14 protein-coding genes are annotated in these 16,546 nt (G+C 47.1%); 8 read left to right on the plus strand and 6 right to left on the minus strand.

From position 1 onward, the window contains the following. Positions 1-44: 44 nt before the first annotated feature. From selD to CBP12_RS03860, 3 genes are all read left to right on the plus strand, one after another. Positions 45-1,082, plus strand: coding sequence for a selenide, water dikinase SelD (selD, locus tag CBP12_RS03850; RefSeq protein ID WP_086963121.1), 1,038 nt, complete (start codon positions 45-47; stop codon positions 1,080-1,082). Next, positions 1,075-2,166 carry a tRNA 2-selenouridine(34) synthase MnmH gene (gene mnmH, locus CBP12_RS03855; protein ID WP_232455142.1) on the plus strand — a complete coding sequence of 364 codons (1,092 nt, stop codon included), beginning with the start codon at positions 1,075-1,077 and terminating at the stop codon, positions 2,164-2,166. Before selD ends, mnmH begins: the two co-directional genes overlap by 8 nt. Before the next feature lie 131 nt (positions 2,167-2,297). Beyond that, a complete protein-coding gene (locus tag CBP12_RS03860) occupies positions 2,298-2,930 on the plus strand; it encodes an MBL fold metallo-hydrolase (protein WP_086963123.1) in 633 nt (210 codons plus the stop codon). A 294-nt stretch (positions 2,931-3,224) separates the two neighbouring features. On the opposite strand, the gene CBP12_RS03865 is transcribed toward CBP12_RS03860, so the two are convergent. Then, a complete protein-coding gene (locus CBP12_RS03865; protein ID WP_086963125.1) occupies positions 3,225-3,833 on the minus strand; it encodes a hypothetical protein in 609 nt (202 codons plus the stop codon). A 210-nt stretch (positions 3,834-4,043) separates the two neighbouring features. Between CBP12_RS03865 and CBP12_RS03870 the strand changes: the two genes are divergently transcribed. The 3 genes from CBP12_RS03870 to glpD are packed head-to-tail and all read left to right on the plus strand — an operon-like array spanning position 4,044 to position 7,922. Beyond that, a complete protein-coding gene (locus CBP12_RS03870; protein WP_086963127.1) occupies positions 4,044-4,820 on the plus strand; it encodes a penicillin-insensitive murein endopeptidase in 777 nt (258 codons plus the stop codon). Between the two features lie 41 nt (positions 4,821-4,861). Further along, positions 4,862-6,364, plus strand: a complete 1,503-nt coding sequence (glpK, locus tag CBP12_RS03875; RefSeq protein WP_086963129.1) for a glycerol kinase GlpK — start codon at positions 4,862-4,864, stop codon at positions 6,362-6,364. 40 nt (positions 6,365-6,404) lie between these two features. Beyond that, the gene (gene glpD / locus CBP12_RS03880; RefSeq protein WP_086963131.1) at positions 6,405-7,922 is read left to right on the plus strand and encodes a glycerol-3-phosphate dehydrogenase; all 1,518 of its coding nucleotides are present in this window, start codon (positions 6,405-6,407) and stop codon (positions 7,920-7,922) included. A gap of 29 nt (positions 7,923-7,951) precedes the next feature. Here the strand turns inward: glpD and CBP12_RS03885 are convergent, their stop codons facing one another. Further along, positions 7,952-9,082 (minus strand): mechanosensitive ion channel family protein, encoded by a 1,131-nt coding sequence (locus CBP12_RS03885; RefSeq protein WP_086963133.1) that lies wholly within the window; start codon positions 9,080-9,082, stop codon positions 7,952-7,954. 708 nt (positions 9,083-9,790) lie between these two features. Between CBP12_RS03885 and CBP12_RS03890 the strand changes: the two genes are divergently transcribed. Continuing rightward, a complete protein-coding gene (locus CBP12_RS03890) occupies positions 9,791-10,336 on the plus strand; it encodes a porin family protein (RefSeq protein ID WP_086963135.1) in 546 nt (181 codons plus the stop codon). 99 nt (positions 10,337-10,435) lie between these two features. On the opposite strand, the gene CBP12_RS03895 is transcribed toward CBP12_RS03890, so the two are convergent. From CBP12_RS03895 to CBP12_RS03910, 4 genes are read right to left on the minus strand one after another with little or no spacing between them, the layout of a single operon-like run. Continuing rightward, complete coding sequence (locus CBP12_RS03895) at positions 10,436-12,670, minus strand: heavy metal translocating P-type ATPase (RefSeq protein WP_198341853.1); 2,235 nt, start codon at positions 12,668-12,670, stop codon at positions 10,436-10,438. Positions 12,671-12,680: 10 nt separating this feature from the next. Next, entirely contained in the window at positions 12,681-13,274 is a 594-nt protein-coding gene (locus tag CBP12_RS03900; RefSeq protein ID WP_198341854.1) for a c-type cytochrome, read from the minus strand. After that, positions 13,275-13,892, minus strand: coding sequence for a cbb3-type cytochrome c oxidase subunit II (locus tag CBP12_RS03905; RefSeq protein ID WP_086963141.1), 618 nt, complete (start codon positions 13,890-13,892; stop codon positions 13,275-13,277). It lies immediately after the preceding gene. Continuing rightward, on the minus strand, positions 13,889-15,505 hold the full coding sequence (locus tag CBP12_RS03910; protein WP_086963143.1) for a cbb3-type cytochrome c oxidase subunit I: 1,617 nt from the start codon (positions 15,503-15,505) through the stop codon (positions 13,889-13,891). Before CBP12_RS03910 ends, CBP12_RS03905 begins: the two co-directional genes overlap by 4 nt. 275 nt (positions 15,506-15,780) lie before the next feature. On the opposite strand from CBP12_RS03910, the gene CBP12_RS03915 reads away from it, so the two are divergent. After that, positions 15,781-16,464 (plus strand): adenine nucleotide alpha hydrolase, encoded by a 684-nt coding sequence (locus CBP12_RS03915; RefSeq protein WP_198341883.1) that lies wholly within the window; start codon positions 15,781-15,783, stop codon positions 16,462-16,464. Positions 16,465-16,546 lie beyond the last annotated feature (82 nt).

The raw sequence follows: 16,546 nt of genomic DNA on the forward strand, positions 1-16,546 counted from the left end.
GAGTAGTATTAGGATATTCTGTCTGTGAATTAAAGGAAGCCCAAGTGGAACCCATACGACTTACTCAATACAGCCACGGCGCCGGCTGTGGCTGTAAAATATCGCCAACCGTGCTCGATACTATTTTACACAGTCAACTTCCTGTCTTTACGGACCCAAGCCTGATAGTGGGTAATGATAGCCGCGATGATGCCGCAATCGTCGATATTGGCAATGGACTCGGCATTATCTCCACCACCGACTTTTTTATGCCCATCGTCGATGACCCATTTACCTTCGGGCGTATCGCCGCCACTAATGCCATTAGCGATGTCTACGCTATGGGAGGCACGCCGGTGGTGGCTATTGCTATTTTGGGCTGGCCTATCAATGTATTAGCGCCAGAGATTGCCCAACAAGTCATCGACGGCGGGCGCCAAGCTTGCCACGATGCCGGAATTTCCTTGGCAGGTGGCCACAGTATCGATGCACCGGAGCCAATTTTTGGCTTAGCAGTCACAGGAAAAATTGCGCTGGACCAAGTAAAACGCAATGATACCGCTCAGGCGGGAGATGTGTTGTTTTTAACCAAGCCGCTGGGCATTGGCATTTTGTCTACCGCTCAGAAAAAAGGGGTGTTGCGAGAGGAGCACGCCACGCTTGCCAGTGATGTCATGTGCCAACTCAATAAACCCGGCCAAGATTTCGCACATTTAGCCGGTGTTAGCGCCATGACCGATGTGACCGGCTTTGGCTTAATGGGTCATTTAAGCGAAGTCTGTGAAGGGGCTAACCTCAGTGCCACATTATATATGGATAACATTCCGCTATTACCCGAGCTTGATTATTACTTAGCTGCAGGCGCCGTGCCGGGGGGTACCCAGCGAAACTTTGCGGCCTATGGCCATAAATTAGCACCCCTTAGCCCTCGCCAGCGCGATATATTATGTGACCCCCAAACCAGTGGTGGCTTATTGGTGGCGGTAAATCCCAATGCCGTATCTGATTTCTTACAACTCGCCCAACAACATGATTTAAATTTAACGGCCATAGGTGAGCTAACTCCAGCTCAATCTCATCGCATCGAGGTGCTGGGTGAATGAGTCAACAACCCACCCCTTGTTAACGGATGATTATGACTACTTACTAAGCCAAGATATTGCTTTGCTTGACTTACGCGCCCCCGTTGAATTTAGCGAGGGCAGCTTTCCCTGTGCCAGCAACTTAGCATTAATGACGGATGAGGAGCGCGCTCAAGTCGGGACTTGCTATAAGCTGCGTGGTCAACAGGCGGCGATTGAACTTGGCCACCGTTTAGTGGCGGGCGAGTTACGCGAGCATCGTTTGCAACGCTGGTTAGCCTGGCTTGAAGCTAATCCTTTAGGCGTTATTTATTGTTTTAGAGGGGGGCTTCGCAGTCAAACGGTACAACAATGGCTTCAAGAAGCCGGCCACCCCGTTACCCGAGTAAAAGGTGGCTATAAAGCATTACGCCAGCGTTTGATCCAAGAGCTTGAACAGGGTTTTGAACAACCCGGTTTTATTCTGTCTGGGCTCACGGGCAGTGGTAAAACCGATTGGTTACCCCGCAGCCCTTTGTCGTTGGACTTAGAGGGATATGCTCATCATCGTGGCTCCAGTTTTGGGCATTGGGCAGAGCCACAGCCCACCCCCATTAATTTTGAAAATCGCCTTGGCATTGCTCGCTTAAAACAACGGCGAAACGGAATTTCCTCTTGGTTAGTAGAAGATGAAAGTGCCATGATTGGCCGCTGCCCCCTGCCAAAGCGCCTTTATGCGCGCATGCAGCAAGTCCCGGTTTTATTATTAGAAGTGCCCTTTGAACAAAGAGTGCGCCAAATTCAACATGATTATATTGACACTATGCTGGCGCGCTTTAATGGCAACTTGGACATCTTAAGTGACTATTTGCAAGACAGCTTAAAGCGCTTATATAAACGCTTAGGCGATAGAGATTGGCGCCACCTCTCACAATTAATGACAGAGGCAATCCACCAGCAAACCCAAGGCTTTAGCAGTGAGGGACATCAGCCCTGGATCAGAGAGTTGCTGGCTCGCTATTACGATCCCATTTATCGCCGCCACCAAGACAGTAAAGAGCATCGCATTATCGCGCGCGGCAATGAAGATGAGCTAGCAGATTGGCTAGCCCGTCATACGGACTAACACTTCGCCAGCCCAACTATTATGTTAAACAAAACTCAAAGCCAAGTGCGCTTAAGCCAGTGAGTGCAAGGAGCTGGCAAAAAAGCGCTGTCTCTTAGGCTTTGGTATTTTATTTAAAAGGAAATGACAACATGTTGAATCGCATCACGCTGCCGGTCACGGCCTTTGCCCAAAACTGCAGTCTGGTGTGGTGCTCAGCCACCAACAAAGCCGCTTTAATTGACCCAGGCGGTGAAACCCAGCGTTTATTAGCCGAAATCGAACAACGCGGCCTCACACTGGAGTCGATTTTATTGACTCACGGCCACTTGGATCACGTCGGTGCCACCGGCGAGCTAGTGGCGATGAAAGCGATACCGGTAATAGGACCCAGTATCGAGGATGCTTTTTGGATCCAAGCCTTAGATCAACAAGCGCAAATGTTTGGTTTGGCAACAGTGCCCGCCTTTGTGCCTGATCGCTGGCTTAATGAAGGCGAATTAGTGCGGGTGGGTGAAGAAGTGCTAGAAGTCTATTTTTGCCCCGGCCATACGCCAGGGCACGTGGTATTTGTGCACGCTAGCCAGCGCTTAGCCTTCGTGGGTGACGTACTTTTTAATGGCGGCGTGGGACGCAGTGATTTTCCACAAGGGGATCACGCCAAGCTCATTCACTCGATTAAACATACCTTATTGCCATTAGGGGATGACATTACCTTTGTACCCGGTCATGGTCCAGAAAGTACCTTTGGCCATGAGCGCTTACATAATCCGTATTTAAGATAAACGCTAAGCGCCAAGCTAAGAAGAAAAAGCCGTACGCTTTAGCAATACGATATTTACCTTTATCATAAGGCGTAAGTCTTTAAAACAACCCTGCTTCGCAAGGGAGCGAGTCTCTAAGGGACGAATCATTTCAACTTAATCGAGTATCCAGAGAATACTGCACTAGGTTGAAATGGTAAGTATCAATGGCTAAATATAAAAGGCGCTATTGTAACTTACGGCATTTCGCTTAAAGCTGTCTGTTAGCCGTTGCCTCGGCGAAAGTCAGCACTTTGCTTTAGCTGGGCGCTACCTTTAGTCCCAATCATCGTCATCATCATCTTCTTCAACCACCTCGGGTGCCACCACTGTGGGAGCCAGTACCGAAACGGCGGCTAATAGTTGACGACGGTTGCGCCAATTTGCCACAAAGCCAAAGCGATAACGGTCATCTTCAAGCTTAAATCTGTCTTCAACTTGCGAGTCAAGTGTGTCTTGGATCATCGCCAGCTCAGACTCACTTAATGCTAAATCGAGGGTGAAGGTAATAATGGCGCCATCATGACCGGGCAACTTTCCTTTGTTTACTGCACACACTCGTTCGCGTGGTAATGCAACGGCCTGATCAGTTAGGCCATTCACCAAATACAGCTGTTGCTCATCAAAAGCTAAGTTAATTAATCGCTGTCGATTCCAACTCGCCGGCCAGAGGCTCATGGCTAACACGGCCCCACCAAATATAATGCCTACCCAGTGAATTAAGCCAAAACCGGCTTGTCCATCCCATACCGTCCACACCACTACTGCCAAACTGACCAGCAGCGATACCGCATGGGTCAGATAAAAACGCAAGGCAGGAGGGATAAGCACAAACGTTAAAGGCTGCTTTAATAATGAAGTTAACGACAAGCGCTGCACTGTCATGGTGTGTTCCAATCAATAAAAGTGCCCTACCCTAACAAAAAATTGCCTCGCTATAAATAAGGGTGCCAACGCTGCGCGAACATGCAAATATAGTGAGAGAATATCATCGGATAGCAAAAAACCAGTAACGCACGCCGCTTAACCTTATCTAAGGGCTGAGAGTTAAAAAATTGCGGTGATAAGTTTAGGGTTTAATGCAAGGAGTGCAACATGAAAAAATGGATGGCGGTATGCGCACTGCTGCTGATAAGCAGTTTCATACCGCGCTTGGTTTGGGCACAAGCCGTGGGCGGTTATGCTGCAGGGTGTCAATTTGATAGCCAAGCGCTACCACTGCAAGGGCCAGGTTTTAAGGTGATCCGCGCCAGTCGCGAACGCTTCTATGGCCAACCCGCGCTCATTAACTATCTGCAAGTACTGGGTAAAAAAGTGCAACAAGCACAACTCCCTTCAATGCTTATTGCTGACATAGCCATGGAGCGCGGTGGGCCTTTTCCATATGGTCATCGCAGCCATCAAACTGGGCTGGATGCGGATATTTGGCTGCGCAGCCCACCGGTACCTGCTCACCAGCTAGAGGACATACCCGAGATCGATATGGTCAATCACTCGCTGTATACCCTCACTCGTCACTTTAAAGATCAGCAGCGCCAATTAATTGCCCTAGCGGCGACAGACCCGCGGGTAAGTCGTATTTTTGTGCATCCTTTAATTAAGCAAGCCATGTGTCAGGCTTATCCACACGCACCTTGGCTGCCACGACTGCGTCCTTGGTATGGCCACTCGGGGCATTTTCATGTACGACTGCATTGCCCCAAAGAAGATATACATTGTGTACCTCAAGCGCCCGCTCCCCCTGGGACGGGCTGTGGTAGTGAATTAACCAGTTGGTTAAAAGATAAAACCGGTGCCTTAAGTACGACAGGCAGCCGCACTCCCTATCGCCCCGAGCTGCCCTTGCGCTGCCAGTCGTGGGTGAAGCAGTAGTCTTGTGCTAATGAGGAGTGTTTTTAAAATTAGGAGCCTGTATGTCAACTAAAGCCCGTTATATTATCGCGCTCGACCAAGGAACCACGTCATCAAGAGCGCTTATTTTTAATGAACAAGCGCACCTTCAAGGCAGTGCGCAACGTGAGTTTAGCCAAATTTATCCTCAATCTGGCTGGGTAGAGCACGACGCCATGGAAATCTGGGCCAGCCAGCGCGCCACGTTAAGCGAAGTGTTAGCTAAAACTGGCATTACTCCTAACGAGATTGCAGCCATTGGCATTACTAATCAGCGTGAAACCACAGTGTTGTGGAATAAACTCACCGGACGCCCCATTTATAATGCGATCGTTTGGCAATGCCGACGTACGGCAAACTTATGTGAACAACTAGCCGCACAAGGCTTAACTGAGCAAATTAGCAAAAAAACAGGCTTAGTGCTGGATGCTTATTTTTCAGGCACCAAAATAAAATGGCTACTCGATAATGTAGAGGGTGCACGCGCACAGGCTGAGCGCGGTGAGCTCTTATTTGGCACCATAGATACTTGGCTAATTTGGAAGCTTACCGAGGGACGAGTACATGCCACGGATTACACTAATGCCTCGCGCACAATGTTGTTTAATATTAATACTTTAGACTGGGATGAAGACTTACTCACCGCACTGGATATTCCGCGCTCACTACTACCTAACGTTCAGGCGTCAGGTGATACTTTTGGCTATGCAGAGTTAGGTGGCAGTCAAGGTGCCCAAATCCCCATTGCAGGCGTAGCAGGCGATCAGCAAGCAGCTTTATTTGGCCAACTTTGTCTACAGCCAGGCATGGCCAAAAATACCTATGGCACCGGCTGTTTCTTATTAATGAATACGGGTTTAAAAAAAGTAAAGTCTCAATATGGACTACTCACCACCTTAGCCATTGGCGCCAAGGGTGAGGTCAATTACGCGCTGGAGGGCTCAGTCTTTATGGGCGGCGCCATTATTCAATGGTTACGGGATGAGATGGGTTTGCTTAAGTCATCCCGTGATTCAGCCGCTCTCGCCGCTAAGGTAGCAGACACACAGGGCGTATATTTAGTACCCGCCTTTACTGGTTTGGGCGCCCCTTACTGGGATCCCTATGCCAGAGGCATGTTAGTGGGCTTAAGTCGCGGTACCAATCGCTATCATATTATTCGCGCCGCCCTTGAAGCCATTGCATTTCAAAGTCACGATGTATTAGTAGCCATGCAACAAGATGCTCAAGTACCCCTCACCGAGCTTAAAGTGGACGGCGGTGCCTGCGCTAATAACTTACTCATGCAAATTCAAGCGGATATCAGTGCCATCGAGGTCTCTCGTCCCCAATTATTAGAAACTACGGCCCTCGGTGTGGCTTTTTTAGCAGGCTTAACCGTAGGAATATGGCAAGATACCGAGCAACTGGCTGAATTAATTAAACGTTGTCAGCCATTTTCTCCTACTATATCGGACAAAATGCGCGAGGCTCACTATCAAGGCTGGCAAAAGGCCGTTGCTCGCGCTCGAAATTGGATAGAGTAATCCATTTTATTTATCCCCGTCAGATCTTTAAGGAAGCATCATGCCCACAACAAATAAACCATTAGATGTGATTGTGATTGGTGGCGGGGTGAATGGCGTAGGCATTGCGCTGGATGCGGCGGGTCGTGGCTTAAACGTCTTACTTTGTGAAAGTCACGACCTCGCCAGTGCCACTTCTTCTAGTAGTAGCAAGCTTATTCATGGTGGTTTGCGCTATTTAGAGCAGTATGAGTTTTGTTTGGTCAAAAAAGCGCTGGCTGAGCGCGAATTACTGCTTAATAACGCTCCTCATATTATGTGGCCGCTGCGCTTTCGCCTGCCCCATCAGCCTCACTTACGCCCAAGCTGGATGCTGCGTATTGGCTTATTTTTATACGATAACTTAGCCAAGCGCCAACGTTTAGCGGGCTCAAACAGCATCAATTTTTCCGCTAACAGCCCTTTGGTGAGTGAGTTAACTCAAGGATTTGAATACTCTGATGGTTGGGTAGATGATGCCCGCTTGGTGGTGTTATGTGCTATGGCTGCCAAACAACAGGGTGCTGATATTAAGCCGCGCACCCGTTGTATTAAGGCACGGCGCCAGCAAGACTTGTGGCAAGTGACGCTCCAAGACACACAAACTGGGGCAATTAGCCACTATCAGACTCGGGTATTAGTTAACGCAGCCGGCCCTTGGGCCAGTAGTATTTTTAACGATGTGATAGCAATGCCCGCTCCAAAAGCGCTGCGTTTAGTAAAAGGCAGCCATATTGTAGTGCCACGCTTACATGATGAGCCTCACGCCTATATTTTACAAAATAGCGATCAGCGCATCGTATTTGTTATTCCTTATGAAGGAGAATTTTCTTTAATTGGCACTACAGATATTGACTATGTCGGCGACCCCGCTCTGGTAGCGATAGATGAACAAGAGCAAACATATTTGTGTCAGGTAGCTAATGAGCATTTTAAGAAAAAAATTAGTGCTCACGACATTGTCTGGTCCTACTCAGGCGTGCGGCCATTAATTGAAGAACACGCTAGCGCACAACCCCAGCAAGAAAGTAGCCAACAAGCGCAACATGTCACGCGTGACTATACATTTCACTTAGATACGAAAGATGGAGCTCCTTTATTATCAGTGTTTGGCGGCAAGCTAACCACCTATCGTTTATTAGCTGAAGCTGGCGTTAATGCCATTAGTCCCTTCTTTAGCCACATTAAACACCCGTGGACCCAAACCGCCATTTTACCTGGCGGCCACTTTAGAGATCATCAACACTTACAAAGTGAGCTTTGCCAAGACTACCCTTGGCTACCTCAGCACATGGTAGCGCGCTTTGTGCGCAGCTATGGCACGCTTTGCCACCACTTCTTATATGGGGCTCATCAACTGACAGACTTAGGCATTGATTTTGGTGGTGGCTTATATCAAAAAGAAGTGGATTATTTAGTCCAAGCCGAGTGGGCTTATCATAGTGAAGATATTTTATGGCGGCGCTCTAAACTAGGCTTAGTATTAAATGATGAACAGCAGCAGCAATTACAGCACTATCTCACTCAGCGTCGCAGTTGATTAAGTGCGTTTAAAATAATATTAAGCGCCTAACTAATATTATCTTTAGGCAGCGAGTTTCGCTTTAGCTCGTCGTCTAAGTGTAATTGTATATTACGATAGGGCATTTCAATGCCCGCTTTCGCCACCGCATGCTGAATTTGCTCCAGCAGCTCACAAGAAATACGTCCTTTAACCTCAATGTCTTTAGCATGCACCCACACTTGGGCACTTAACATCAAGGCAGACTCCCCTATTTCACGCATTTGGACACGCGCTGTTAATCGCTCATCACTGACTACCATGGGGTGGGCATTTAATATAGGCATAATTAAGCGGCGCACCTCTTCAACTGACTCTTTATAGCCAATTCCTAAAGGTATGCGAATACGAGTGCAGCCTTCCACACTAAAATTCACAATATCGGAAGTTGCCACACTTTCATTGGGGATCATGGTGAAAATGTTATCGCGCGTGCGCAGCCAAGTCGTACGAAAAGCAATACGAACTACCCTGCCCTCTTCCCCATGAATTTTAACCCAATCACCTATACGAAACGGGCGCTCAATCAGCAAAGTAATGCCGGCAATAAAATTTGCCAACGTAGATTGAGCAGCAAAACCCACCGCAATTCCCACTATGCCAAGACCGGCAATAATCGAGACCACATCAAAGCCAAATTGTGCTAATACCGTAATGCAGCCTAGCGTAATAAGCGTCACCGATAAGCTGTTTTTACATAATTGTTCAAGGGATGAGTCAATATGATGACGAGATAGGTTAGAAGCCAGTGCGCGTGAGAGCAATAACCAGACAATATAAATAGACAGCGCCATTAAGCCAGCCCGAGCCGCCGCTTTAAGCACCACATCAGAAGCACCATATTGCGCTAACAAGGCCACCATCAGCACTAAAATAAACAAATAACGTAGCACTAAGCGCACCGCCACCATAAAGCGCGTGCCATACTCCCAACGGATCATGGTCCATTTTAATAGGGCTGCCAGCGCCCAATATAAAGCGGCAAACACTAATATAATCATTAACGACACTAATACTTGCCCAAAACTTTTAAAAAAGATCACTTGCCAGTTAATGCCATTAATCCCTAACGCATCACTGGTATGTTTAAAGCTTTGTTCAAACTGTTGCCATAATAAAGACCAACTTGAAGTTGTCATAGACGCGCCTATCAAGCTTAGAAGATAAAGTCATAGCCTTAGCCATTTGCTTCATTGTGCTAGCTTATCTTTATCAGCATAGCGTCATATTTAATGGCGTTATATATAGGCAGGTTTATTTGCGGACTAAGCCACAAATCCAGTTAACATTAGTCAGCTTGTTATCAAGAGCGCCCTAAAATCAGCCTAGCCTAGAAATTACTCTATCTTTTCTTTCTTTTAAAACTCGCTTAGCTGTGGCCTTACATTTTCTGACAGTAGGGCTCTTCAATTTAACGTCACCCTCTGTCGCGACTGCTAAAATCGGCTTGTTGTTCAATAATTTCTCATTTATGGGTTAAGTTTTTCTAAAAAAGACTGTTTTCTAACTCAAATTAAGTCAGCTTGCTTATAAATAAAGCCATAAAGCACAATAAATACAGAAACTTAGTCACTAATATACTTCAAGTGAGTCGTTAAAATTTTCAGTGCTTTTTTTTACTGTTTAGTACCGATAAGAAACAAAACTGACTAATATTTGTTAATTTATTGAACTTTTTTGAAGCACTAATTTGACATCACTACCGTAAATGCATAAACCTAGATGGTGAGTGCAGCGGGTTGTCTCATTAAGTGAGACAAGTTCATCATGATAGCTAAGCTATATTAAGAAACATGTTGTTCACCCCTTTTACTAAAAACCTGTAAGTCGATATGAGGATTTTTTCCATGAAAACATTTAAAAAGCTGTCTTTAGCTGTATGTGCAAGCGCCTTATTAATCCCAACTCTGTCTCAGGCTCAAGGTACTTACGAGGGTGTGGGCCCTAAAGAGGGCGACCGTGAGTTCTCCATCAGTGGTTCTGGTCAAAGCGACAAGAAATTCGATAACGGCAGTATGGGTTTGTCTGGTGAAATGGGTTGGTATTTAAATGACCAAACCGTAGCCGGTGTTCGCCAAAGTGTGGGCTGGGGTTCAGTAAGTGGCGGCAGCGATGATTGGTCAGGTGGTACTCGAGGTTATATCGATTATCACTTCGGTCAGGCTGAGTTTCGTCCCTTCGTTGGTGCTAACTTAGGTTATAAATACTATAACCACGCCAAAAACTCCGGTGTTGCAGGTTTGGAATTAGGTGCTAAGTACTACGTACTGCCTTCAACTTTCGTACAAGCGCGTGCTGAATACGGCTTCTTGTTTGATAGCAAAAACAGTGCTAAAGACAACTCGTCTAACGGTAGCTGGGAATACACAGTAGGTATGGGTTATAACTTCTAATATCCCTATTCCTATTTAGTTTAACCTTTAAGTTAAATTAATAAGCACCATAAATAGCCAGCGTCTGCTGGCTATTTATTTGTAAGTCGCTAATTAAGGTTAGGTTTCCTCACGATAAGGAGTCTCACCTTGCATACGCGCACTGTTAAGCAATACACATAAACTACTTAAAGACATAGCCACCGCTGCAATCACTGGATGGATCCAGCCAATAATAGCCATGGGGATCACACAGCCGTTATAGGCTAGCGCCCAAAACAAATTTTCATACATTAATTTTCGTGCTCGTTTTGCCAAGCGTAAACTGGTAGGTACTTGCTCGATGCCGTTAGGCAAATAAATAGCCGCCGCTAAGCCTGTGGCAGAATTAGCCTGTCCCACAGCAATTCCTAAGCCTGCCGCTGCAAGCGCTAAGCCATCATTAAGTCCATCGCCTACAAAGCATACTTTTGTTTTTCGCTCTAATGCTTCAATAAAACGATGCTTTTGCTCTGGACTACGCTCCGCGAGTACTTGAGCGGAGGGAATATTAAGACGAGAGGCAATAGCGCTACAAGCTTGTGCAGTATCGCCACTGAGTAAATAGATAGCATAATCTCGGGCTTGTAAGGTACGCAGCACGGACACCGCTTCAGGGCGCAGCGTTTCTTCAAACTCGATACAGCCTGCATACTCTCCTGCTAGGGATAAATGCAGCTGCATCCCCCCCTCGCTCACTTTGGGGATATCAACGCCTTGTTGCGCGAGCCAAGTAGCTCTGCCGGCTAACGCTAAGCCTTGAGCACTGTGCCATTGCGTGCCTAGCCCAGCTAAACTCTGACGCTCGCCACTGTCATTTAAAGCAGGTACTGCGCTAGCAGTATTGGTAATGAAATAGGCGTGAAGACCTTTAGCGACAGGGTGCACACTGTCTTGCATTATGCTGGCTGCAAGTTGTAAAAGTCGTGGTTCAGTCCATTTGTATGTTGGAATAACACGACTTACACTTGGCGTGTCGGTCGTTAAGGTGCCGGTTTTATCAAACACCACCACTTTACTATCTGCTGCTGTCTCAAGGGCGGCGGGATCTCTTAAAATAATACCGTTATTGATCATGCGCGCATGGCCCATGGTAATGACTAGCGGGATCGCCAAGCTCAGCGCACAAGGACAGCTTACAATTAATACCGCGACCGCACGTCCTAGTGCTTGGGTAATATTCAGTCCTTGAAAGAGAGATAAGGCAATCGCCAATCCGCCAGCAATCAAGATAGTGGGAATCAGCCAACGGGCAATGCGGTCTGTTAATTGTTGCAGCGCCGTTTTTTTACTTAAGACTCGACTAATAGACTGCGATAGTCGATCAATGCGTCGCTCGCCTTGCGTAGCGGTCACAATTAACGTTACGCAGCCTTCAATCAAAGTACAGCCCGCAAGTAATTCGTCACCCTCATTAAGCATTTGAGGTTCATGTTCGCCGGTTAATAAAGAAAGATCCGCCTGTCCACTCCCTGTTTCTACCACGCCATCGAGTGCTAATTGCTGCGCACTATTCAAACGGATCCTCTGCCCTAAGGTCACTTCTTCTATAGCCAGCGTGCTCTCATTGCCGTGCTCGTCAAGCACTTGCACCCGCGCTGGCATATCTTGCAAATAACGACGTACCACCTCAGAGGCCCGGCGCCGAACACTGGTATCTAAGAGGCGTGCCACCAACTGAAAAGTGATAAGCATCACTGCTGCATCAAAATAAACATGCGCCGAACCTTGGTATAACCGCCAACAAGAGATAATAACCGCAGCCCACACCGCTAGCGTAATTAAACTATCTAGCCCAGGCGAGCCGGCTATAAAGGTGCGCCAACCCACTCGATAAAAATGACTGGCAGAATAGACCAAGACCGGAAATGCAAAAAGGCCGCTAGCAAGTGCTAGCGGCCACATAAATTCAGGTTCTACTGTCCCAAAGGGTGCAAGATAAAGCAAGATGGCAGGCATCATGCTCCACATGCCAAATACCACAGCGACGGCTAAGCGTAATTGCAATTGCTTGCGCATCTTGAGTGCTTGCTCGGCACTGCGTTTAGGATCAATAGAAGTATGGAGTTGGTAACCTAAGCGCGCTACTGCGCGCTTAAGTTGATTAATATCTGGCTTTTTATCTTGCCAGCTGATCATGGCGATATCGGCGGCAAAATTCACCGCCGCATCGCTAACATTGGCTTGCCTTTTTAAGCGTGCCTCTACTGCAATAGCGCAGCTTGCACAACGCATTCCCTCTACCATTAATACCACACTGTGTGCGGGTTCGAGAGAGGATAACTCTTCCCCCTCTAATAGAGGCGACGCGCTCAAAGCCATTGCATTATGGTTTGCCAAAGGTTTCTACTAGCTCCTCTTCAGACCAAGGACCGCGCTCTCCAAAACGCTCCACGTGCTCGTCAACTAAGGCAGGCTCTACCGCACTGCCATCATTTCCCCACTCGCTTCTAACATGACTGAGTACAGCGGCAATCTCTTCATTAGATAAGGTCGCACTAAAGTTGGGCATCACACCGGCATAACTGGTGCCCGCTACCTCAATGGCACCTTGTAGGCCATCATGAACAATGGAGACAGCAATCGCTGGGTCTGCCAATAGCCATTCACTACCCGCTAAGGGTGGAAAGGCCCCAGGAATACCCATACCGGTGGCTTGGTGGCAGGCGCTACAGTTCGCACTATAAATAGCGCCCCCATCCGGCCCACCTCCCGCATCTGCGCCAGTTTCTGCTACCACAGGCACACTACGACTATCCCCACCTAACATAGGTTTGCCTATTTGCCATGCATAATAGCCCACCCCCCAGACGATTAAACACACGATCCATACAATGACTAGCTTAGGGACTCCGCGAGCGCCTTCTTCCGGTTCGGGAGCTTCGCGGCGTTGCGCGCGATGTTCATCTTGACTCATCATCTACTCCTTATCTGCATCTGGCTTAGGCTCTGACTGCGGTAATGTCGGAGCCGGATAGGTATGATCTAGTGATAATAAGTAAGCAACAAGGGCTTTCGCTTCTTCTGTTGCCACAATTTCACCTGACTCAGGACCATAAGGAGGGGGAATATTTACCACTCTATCGTTAGGGCCTGCTTTATCAACATGGCGAAATAAAAAGCGATACGGAGGCATAATACTGCCCTTCATCACGGCTTGCGGATTATATAAGTGGATCATATGCCAATCTTCACTGGGCTGGCGCGCGCCGATATTAAACAAATCCGGTCCGGTGCGCATGGTGCCCAATAAATGTGGGCGATCGTAAGTGTAATCACCCGGTACACCTGGGCGCCCCCAGCCTCTGTCTCTGTCTCCTGGCGCAAAGCTGGGATCGCGAGGCTGCTGACTGTGGCAGTATAAACAGCCATTTGCGATATAAGACTGGCGACCTACCAGCTCTTGCTCTGTATAGGGCTTTAAGTCTGGTGGCACTTGCTCAGTCGACATCTCAATGTAGGGCAGCACCACTAAGGTCATCATGGCAAGCAGCAAAATAAAAGCCGCACCTACCATTATTGCGAGAGCACGTTTCATGATGAGACCTCCTGGGCATTTACGCGAAATAAAGTCGGCTCATTTTTAGCGCGTCCACTGTGTTTAAGCATCGCCACAAAATGCACGGCAAAAACAATATGCCCTAACACCATTAAGCTACCCCCTAGAGTACGAGCTTGAAGATACGGAATCGTCATTTGCACTATTTCTAAGAACGGCGTCTTCGCATCAAGCAGCGCTAAGCCTTGTAACCAACCTGCTGTTGTCAGTGACACGAAATAAATCAAAATACCGATCGCCACTAACCAAAAATGCAAGCTGATCATGCGTCGCCATGGCCACTCCCAATCAGTTAAACGCGGCATAATGAAATACACAGCACCAAATAAGATAAAGCTTAAGAAAGCATACATCCCTAGGTGAGCATGACCCACGGTGTAATGCGTAAAGTGGGTAATAACGTTAATACTACGCAGCGCTTCCATGGAGCCTTGCAAAGACGATACCGTGTACATAAGCGCACCAATCCATACAAAACGTAAGGTAGGTGAGTCTTTGAGTCGTGAGAAATGTCCCCACATAGTGCCGTGGTGGTTAATGGCCACGGTAATGACTGGGACCGACATCATAACACTGTGCACAATCGACAAGGTCACCAACCAAGTGGGAATGGGGCCACCAATAATATGGTGAATACCTACTTGGCTATAAAACAACGCCAGTGACCAAAAACCGATTAAAGACAACTTATAAGAAATAATCGGACGACCTAAGATTTTAGGGATCAAATAATAAGCCGTACCAATCCCTAGTGGGGTAACCCATAACCCTAATACGTTATGCGCAAACCACCAGTTAACCGTGGCTCCCGTCGCACCTGGAAATAAATAAGGCGCATTAGCGATAAAAAACAAGAAGGGAAACCACACTAAAGCCGCAAGAAAATACCAGCTAGACACATACAAATGCTGAACTTTACGCTTAGCGCAGGTGACCAACAAAGGCACGGCACATAAGCCGCCGCCAAAGACAAACAAGATGTCTATTTGCCAGGGAAACTCCAACCATTCTTGGCCATCGGATAAGCCCATATTGATAGCGCCTAGGCCGAGCAGCATGCCGATATTCCAAATAACAGCCCCTGCAATGGCATATTTAGCACCGCGTAATGAGGTTTTAAATAGTCTGGGAATTAAAAATAATACCACCCCAATTCCCGCCATCGACGCCCAGCCATAAGTAACGGCGTTAAGGTGCATGGGTCGGATCCGGCCAAATGTCCACCACTGGCTATCGGCTAAAAACTCGGGATAATGCATTTTGATGGAAGAAAAAATTCCATACATTGAGCCGATAAGTAACCAGACAATGGCTGAGCTTAGCCAAGTGAGTACCGCAGATTTTGAGGAGTGATCCGCAATCCAACGAGCGGTCACTGCTTCGTGTTGCACTTTGTTTTCGCCTTGAAAAGACGAAACCTCCTCTCGTGCAGGGTCTTCTATGTGTCCTTCTTCTCCTGGTGTAAAAATGGTCCGTGCTGCCGCTTGGCTTTGACTAAATTGATTGGTGGCGATTGACCAAATCAATAGCAGTAAACCCACGGTAGACAGCAAAAAAGTGATGATAAGCAACAGTGCTATTGTCGGCGTCATAATGGATCCTATTGATTTATATGGGATGCATATTACGTTTTTTGAGTATGATAATTATTGTGAGAAAATCAAGAAGCCCATTGCGAGGTTCTCGAACGCTGCTTTCTTATCCTAGTCAAACTTAGGCTTGTTAACCATATGTAGCGGTAAAAACAAGTTGATAACATAGCAAATCAGCAAACTAACACTTTAAAAACATATTGGTCTCAATAAACTCTTTAAATAGTGCCTGCCAATACGAATTTCACTGGACAGACCAGTAACAAAAGGAAGAAATAATGAGAAAAAAAATTTTAATGTCGTGGAGTAGCGGCAAGGACAGTGCGTGGGCATTGTATTGTTTATTGCAAAACCCCGCGTTTGAGGTAGTCGGTTTATTTACCACAGTCAATGAAGAGTTTCATCGGGTAAGCATGCATGGCGTGCGCCAAGAACTGCTAAAGCTACAAGCACAAAGCGTAGACTTACCCTTAGCGATCATTAGCTTACCTAACCCTTGTAGCAACGAGCAATATAACCAAATTATGGCGAGCTTTTTGGAACAGGCAAAAAAGCGCGGCGTCACAGCCATGGCGTTTGGCGATATGTTGCTAAAAGATGTACGAGACTTTAGAGAGCAACAACTGAAAAAGCTGGGGATGGAGGCGATATTTCCGCTATGGGGACTCAATACGCATTTAATTCCTTATGACATGGTGAATGCAGGCGTGCGCGCCTTGATCACTTGCCTAGATAGTCAAAAAATAGCACCCCATGTTGCGGGCTTAGAGCTAACACCCGCTCTGCTAAGCGCCTTGCCTAACGAGGTAGACCCCAGTGGTGAAAACGGTGAATATCATACTTTTGTGTTCGATGGCCCTATGTTTAAGTATCCTTTACTTGTCAAAGTAGGAGAAGTGATCACAAGAGAGCATTTGGTCTTTGCCGATCTCTTAATTGATAAAGCCTGCCCCCAATAAACGTACGTCAATTTGCGACAGAGAGTTATTTTTATTGATCCGCTTGCGTTAATTAGCTGTTAAAGTAGCGTAACGTTACCCA

This window comes from Oceanisphaera avium, from assembly GCF_002157875.1.
In the GTDB taxonomy this organism is placed as follows: Bacteria; Pseudomonadota; Gammaproteobacteria; order Enterobacterales; family Aeromonadaceae; genus Oceanimonas; species Oceanimonas avium.

Bases quoted from the DNA above. Each gene is read 5' to 3' on its own strand.
- CBP12_RS03860 (WP_086963123.1), top strand. From the start codon at position 2,298: ATGTTGAATCGCATCACGCTGCCGGTCACGGCCTTTGCCCAAAACTGC.
- CBP12_RS03865 (WP_086963125.1), bottom strand. From the start codon at position 3,833: ATGACAGTGCAGCGCTTGTCGTTAACTTCATTATTAAAGCAGCCTTTA.
- CBP12_RS03870 (WP_086963127.1), top strand. From the start codon at position 4,044: ATGAAAAAATGGATGGCGGTATGCGCACTGCTGCTGATAAGCAGTTTC.
- glpK (WP_086963129.1), top strand. From the start codon at position 4,862: ATGTCAACTAAAGCCCGTTATATTATCGCGCTCGACCAAGGAACCACG.
- glpD (WP_086963131.1), top strand. From the start codon at position 6,405: ATGCCCACAACAAATAAACCATTAGATGTGATTGTGATTGGTGGCGGG.
- CBP12_RS03885 (WP_086963133.1), bottom strand. From the start codon at position 9,082: ATGACAACTTCAAGTTGGTCTTTATTATGGCAACAGTTTGAACAAAGC.
- CBP12_RS03890 (WP_086963135.1), top strand. From the start codon at position 9,791: ATGAAAACATTTAAAAAGCTGTCTTTAGCTGTATGTGCAAGCGCCTTA.
- CBP12_RS03900 (WP_198341854.1), bottom strand. From the start codon at position 13,274: ATGATGAGTCAAGATGAACATCGCGCGCAACGCCGCGAAGCTCCCGAA.
- CBP12_RS03905 (WP_086963141.1), bottom strand. From the start codon at position 13,892: ATGAAACGTGCTCTCGCAATAATGGTAGGTGCGGCTTTTATTTTGCTG.
- CBP12_RS03910 (WP_086963143.1), bottom strand. From the start codon at position 15,505: ATGACGCCGACAATAGCACTGTTGCTTATCATCACTTTTTTGCTGTCT.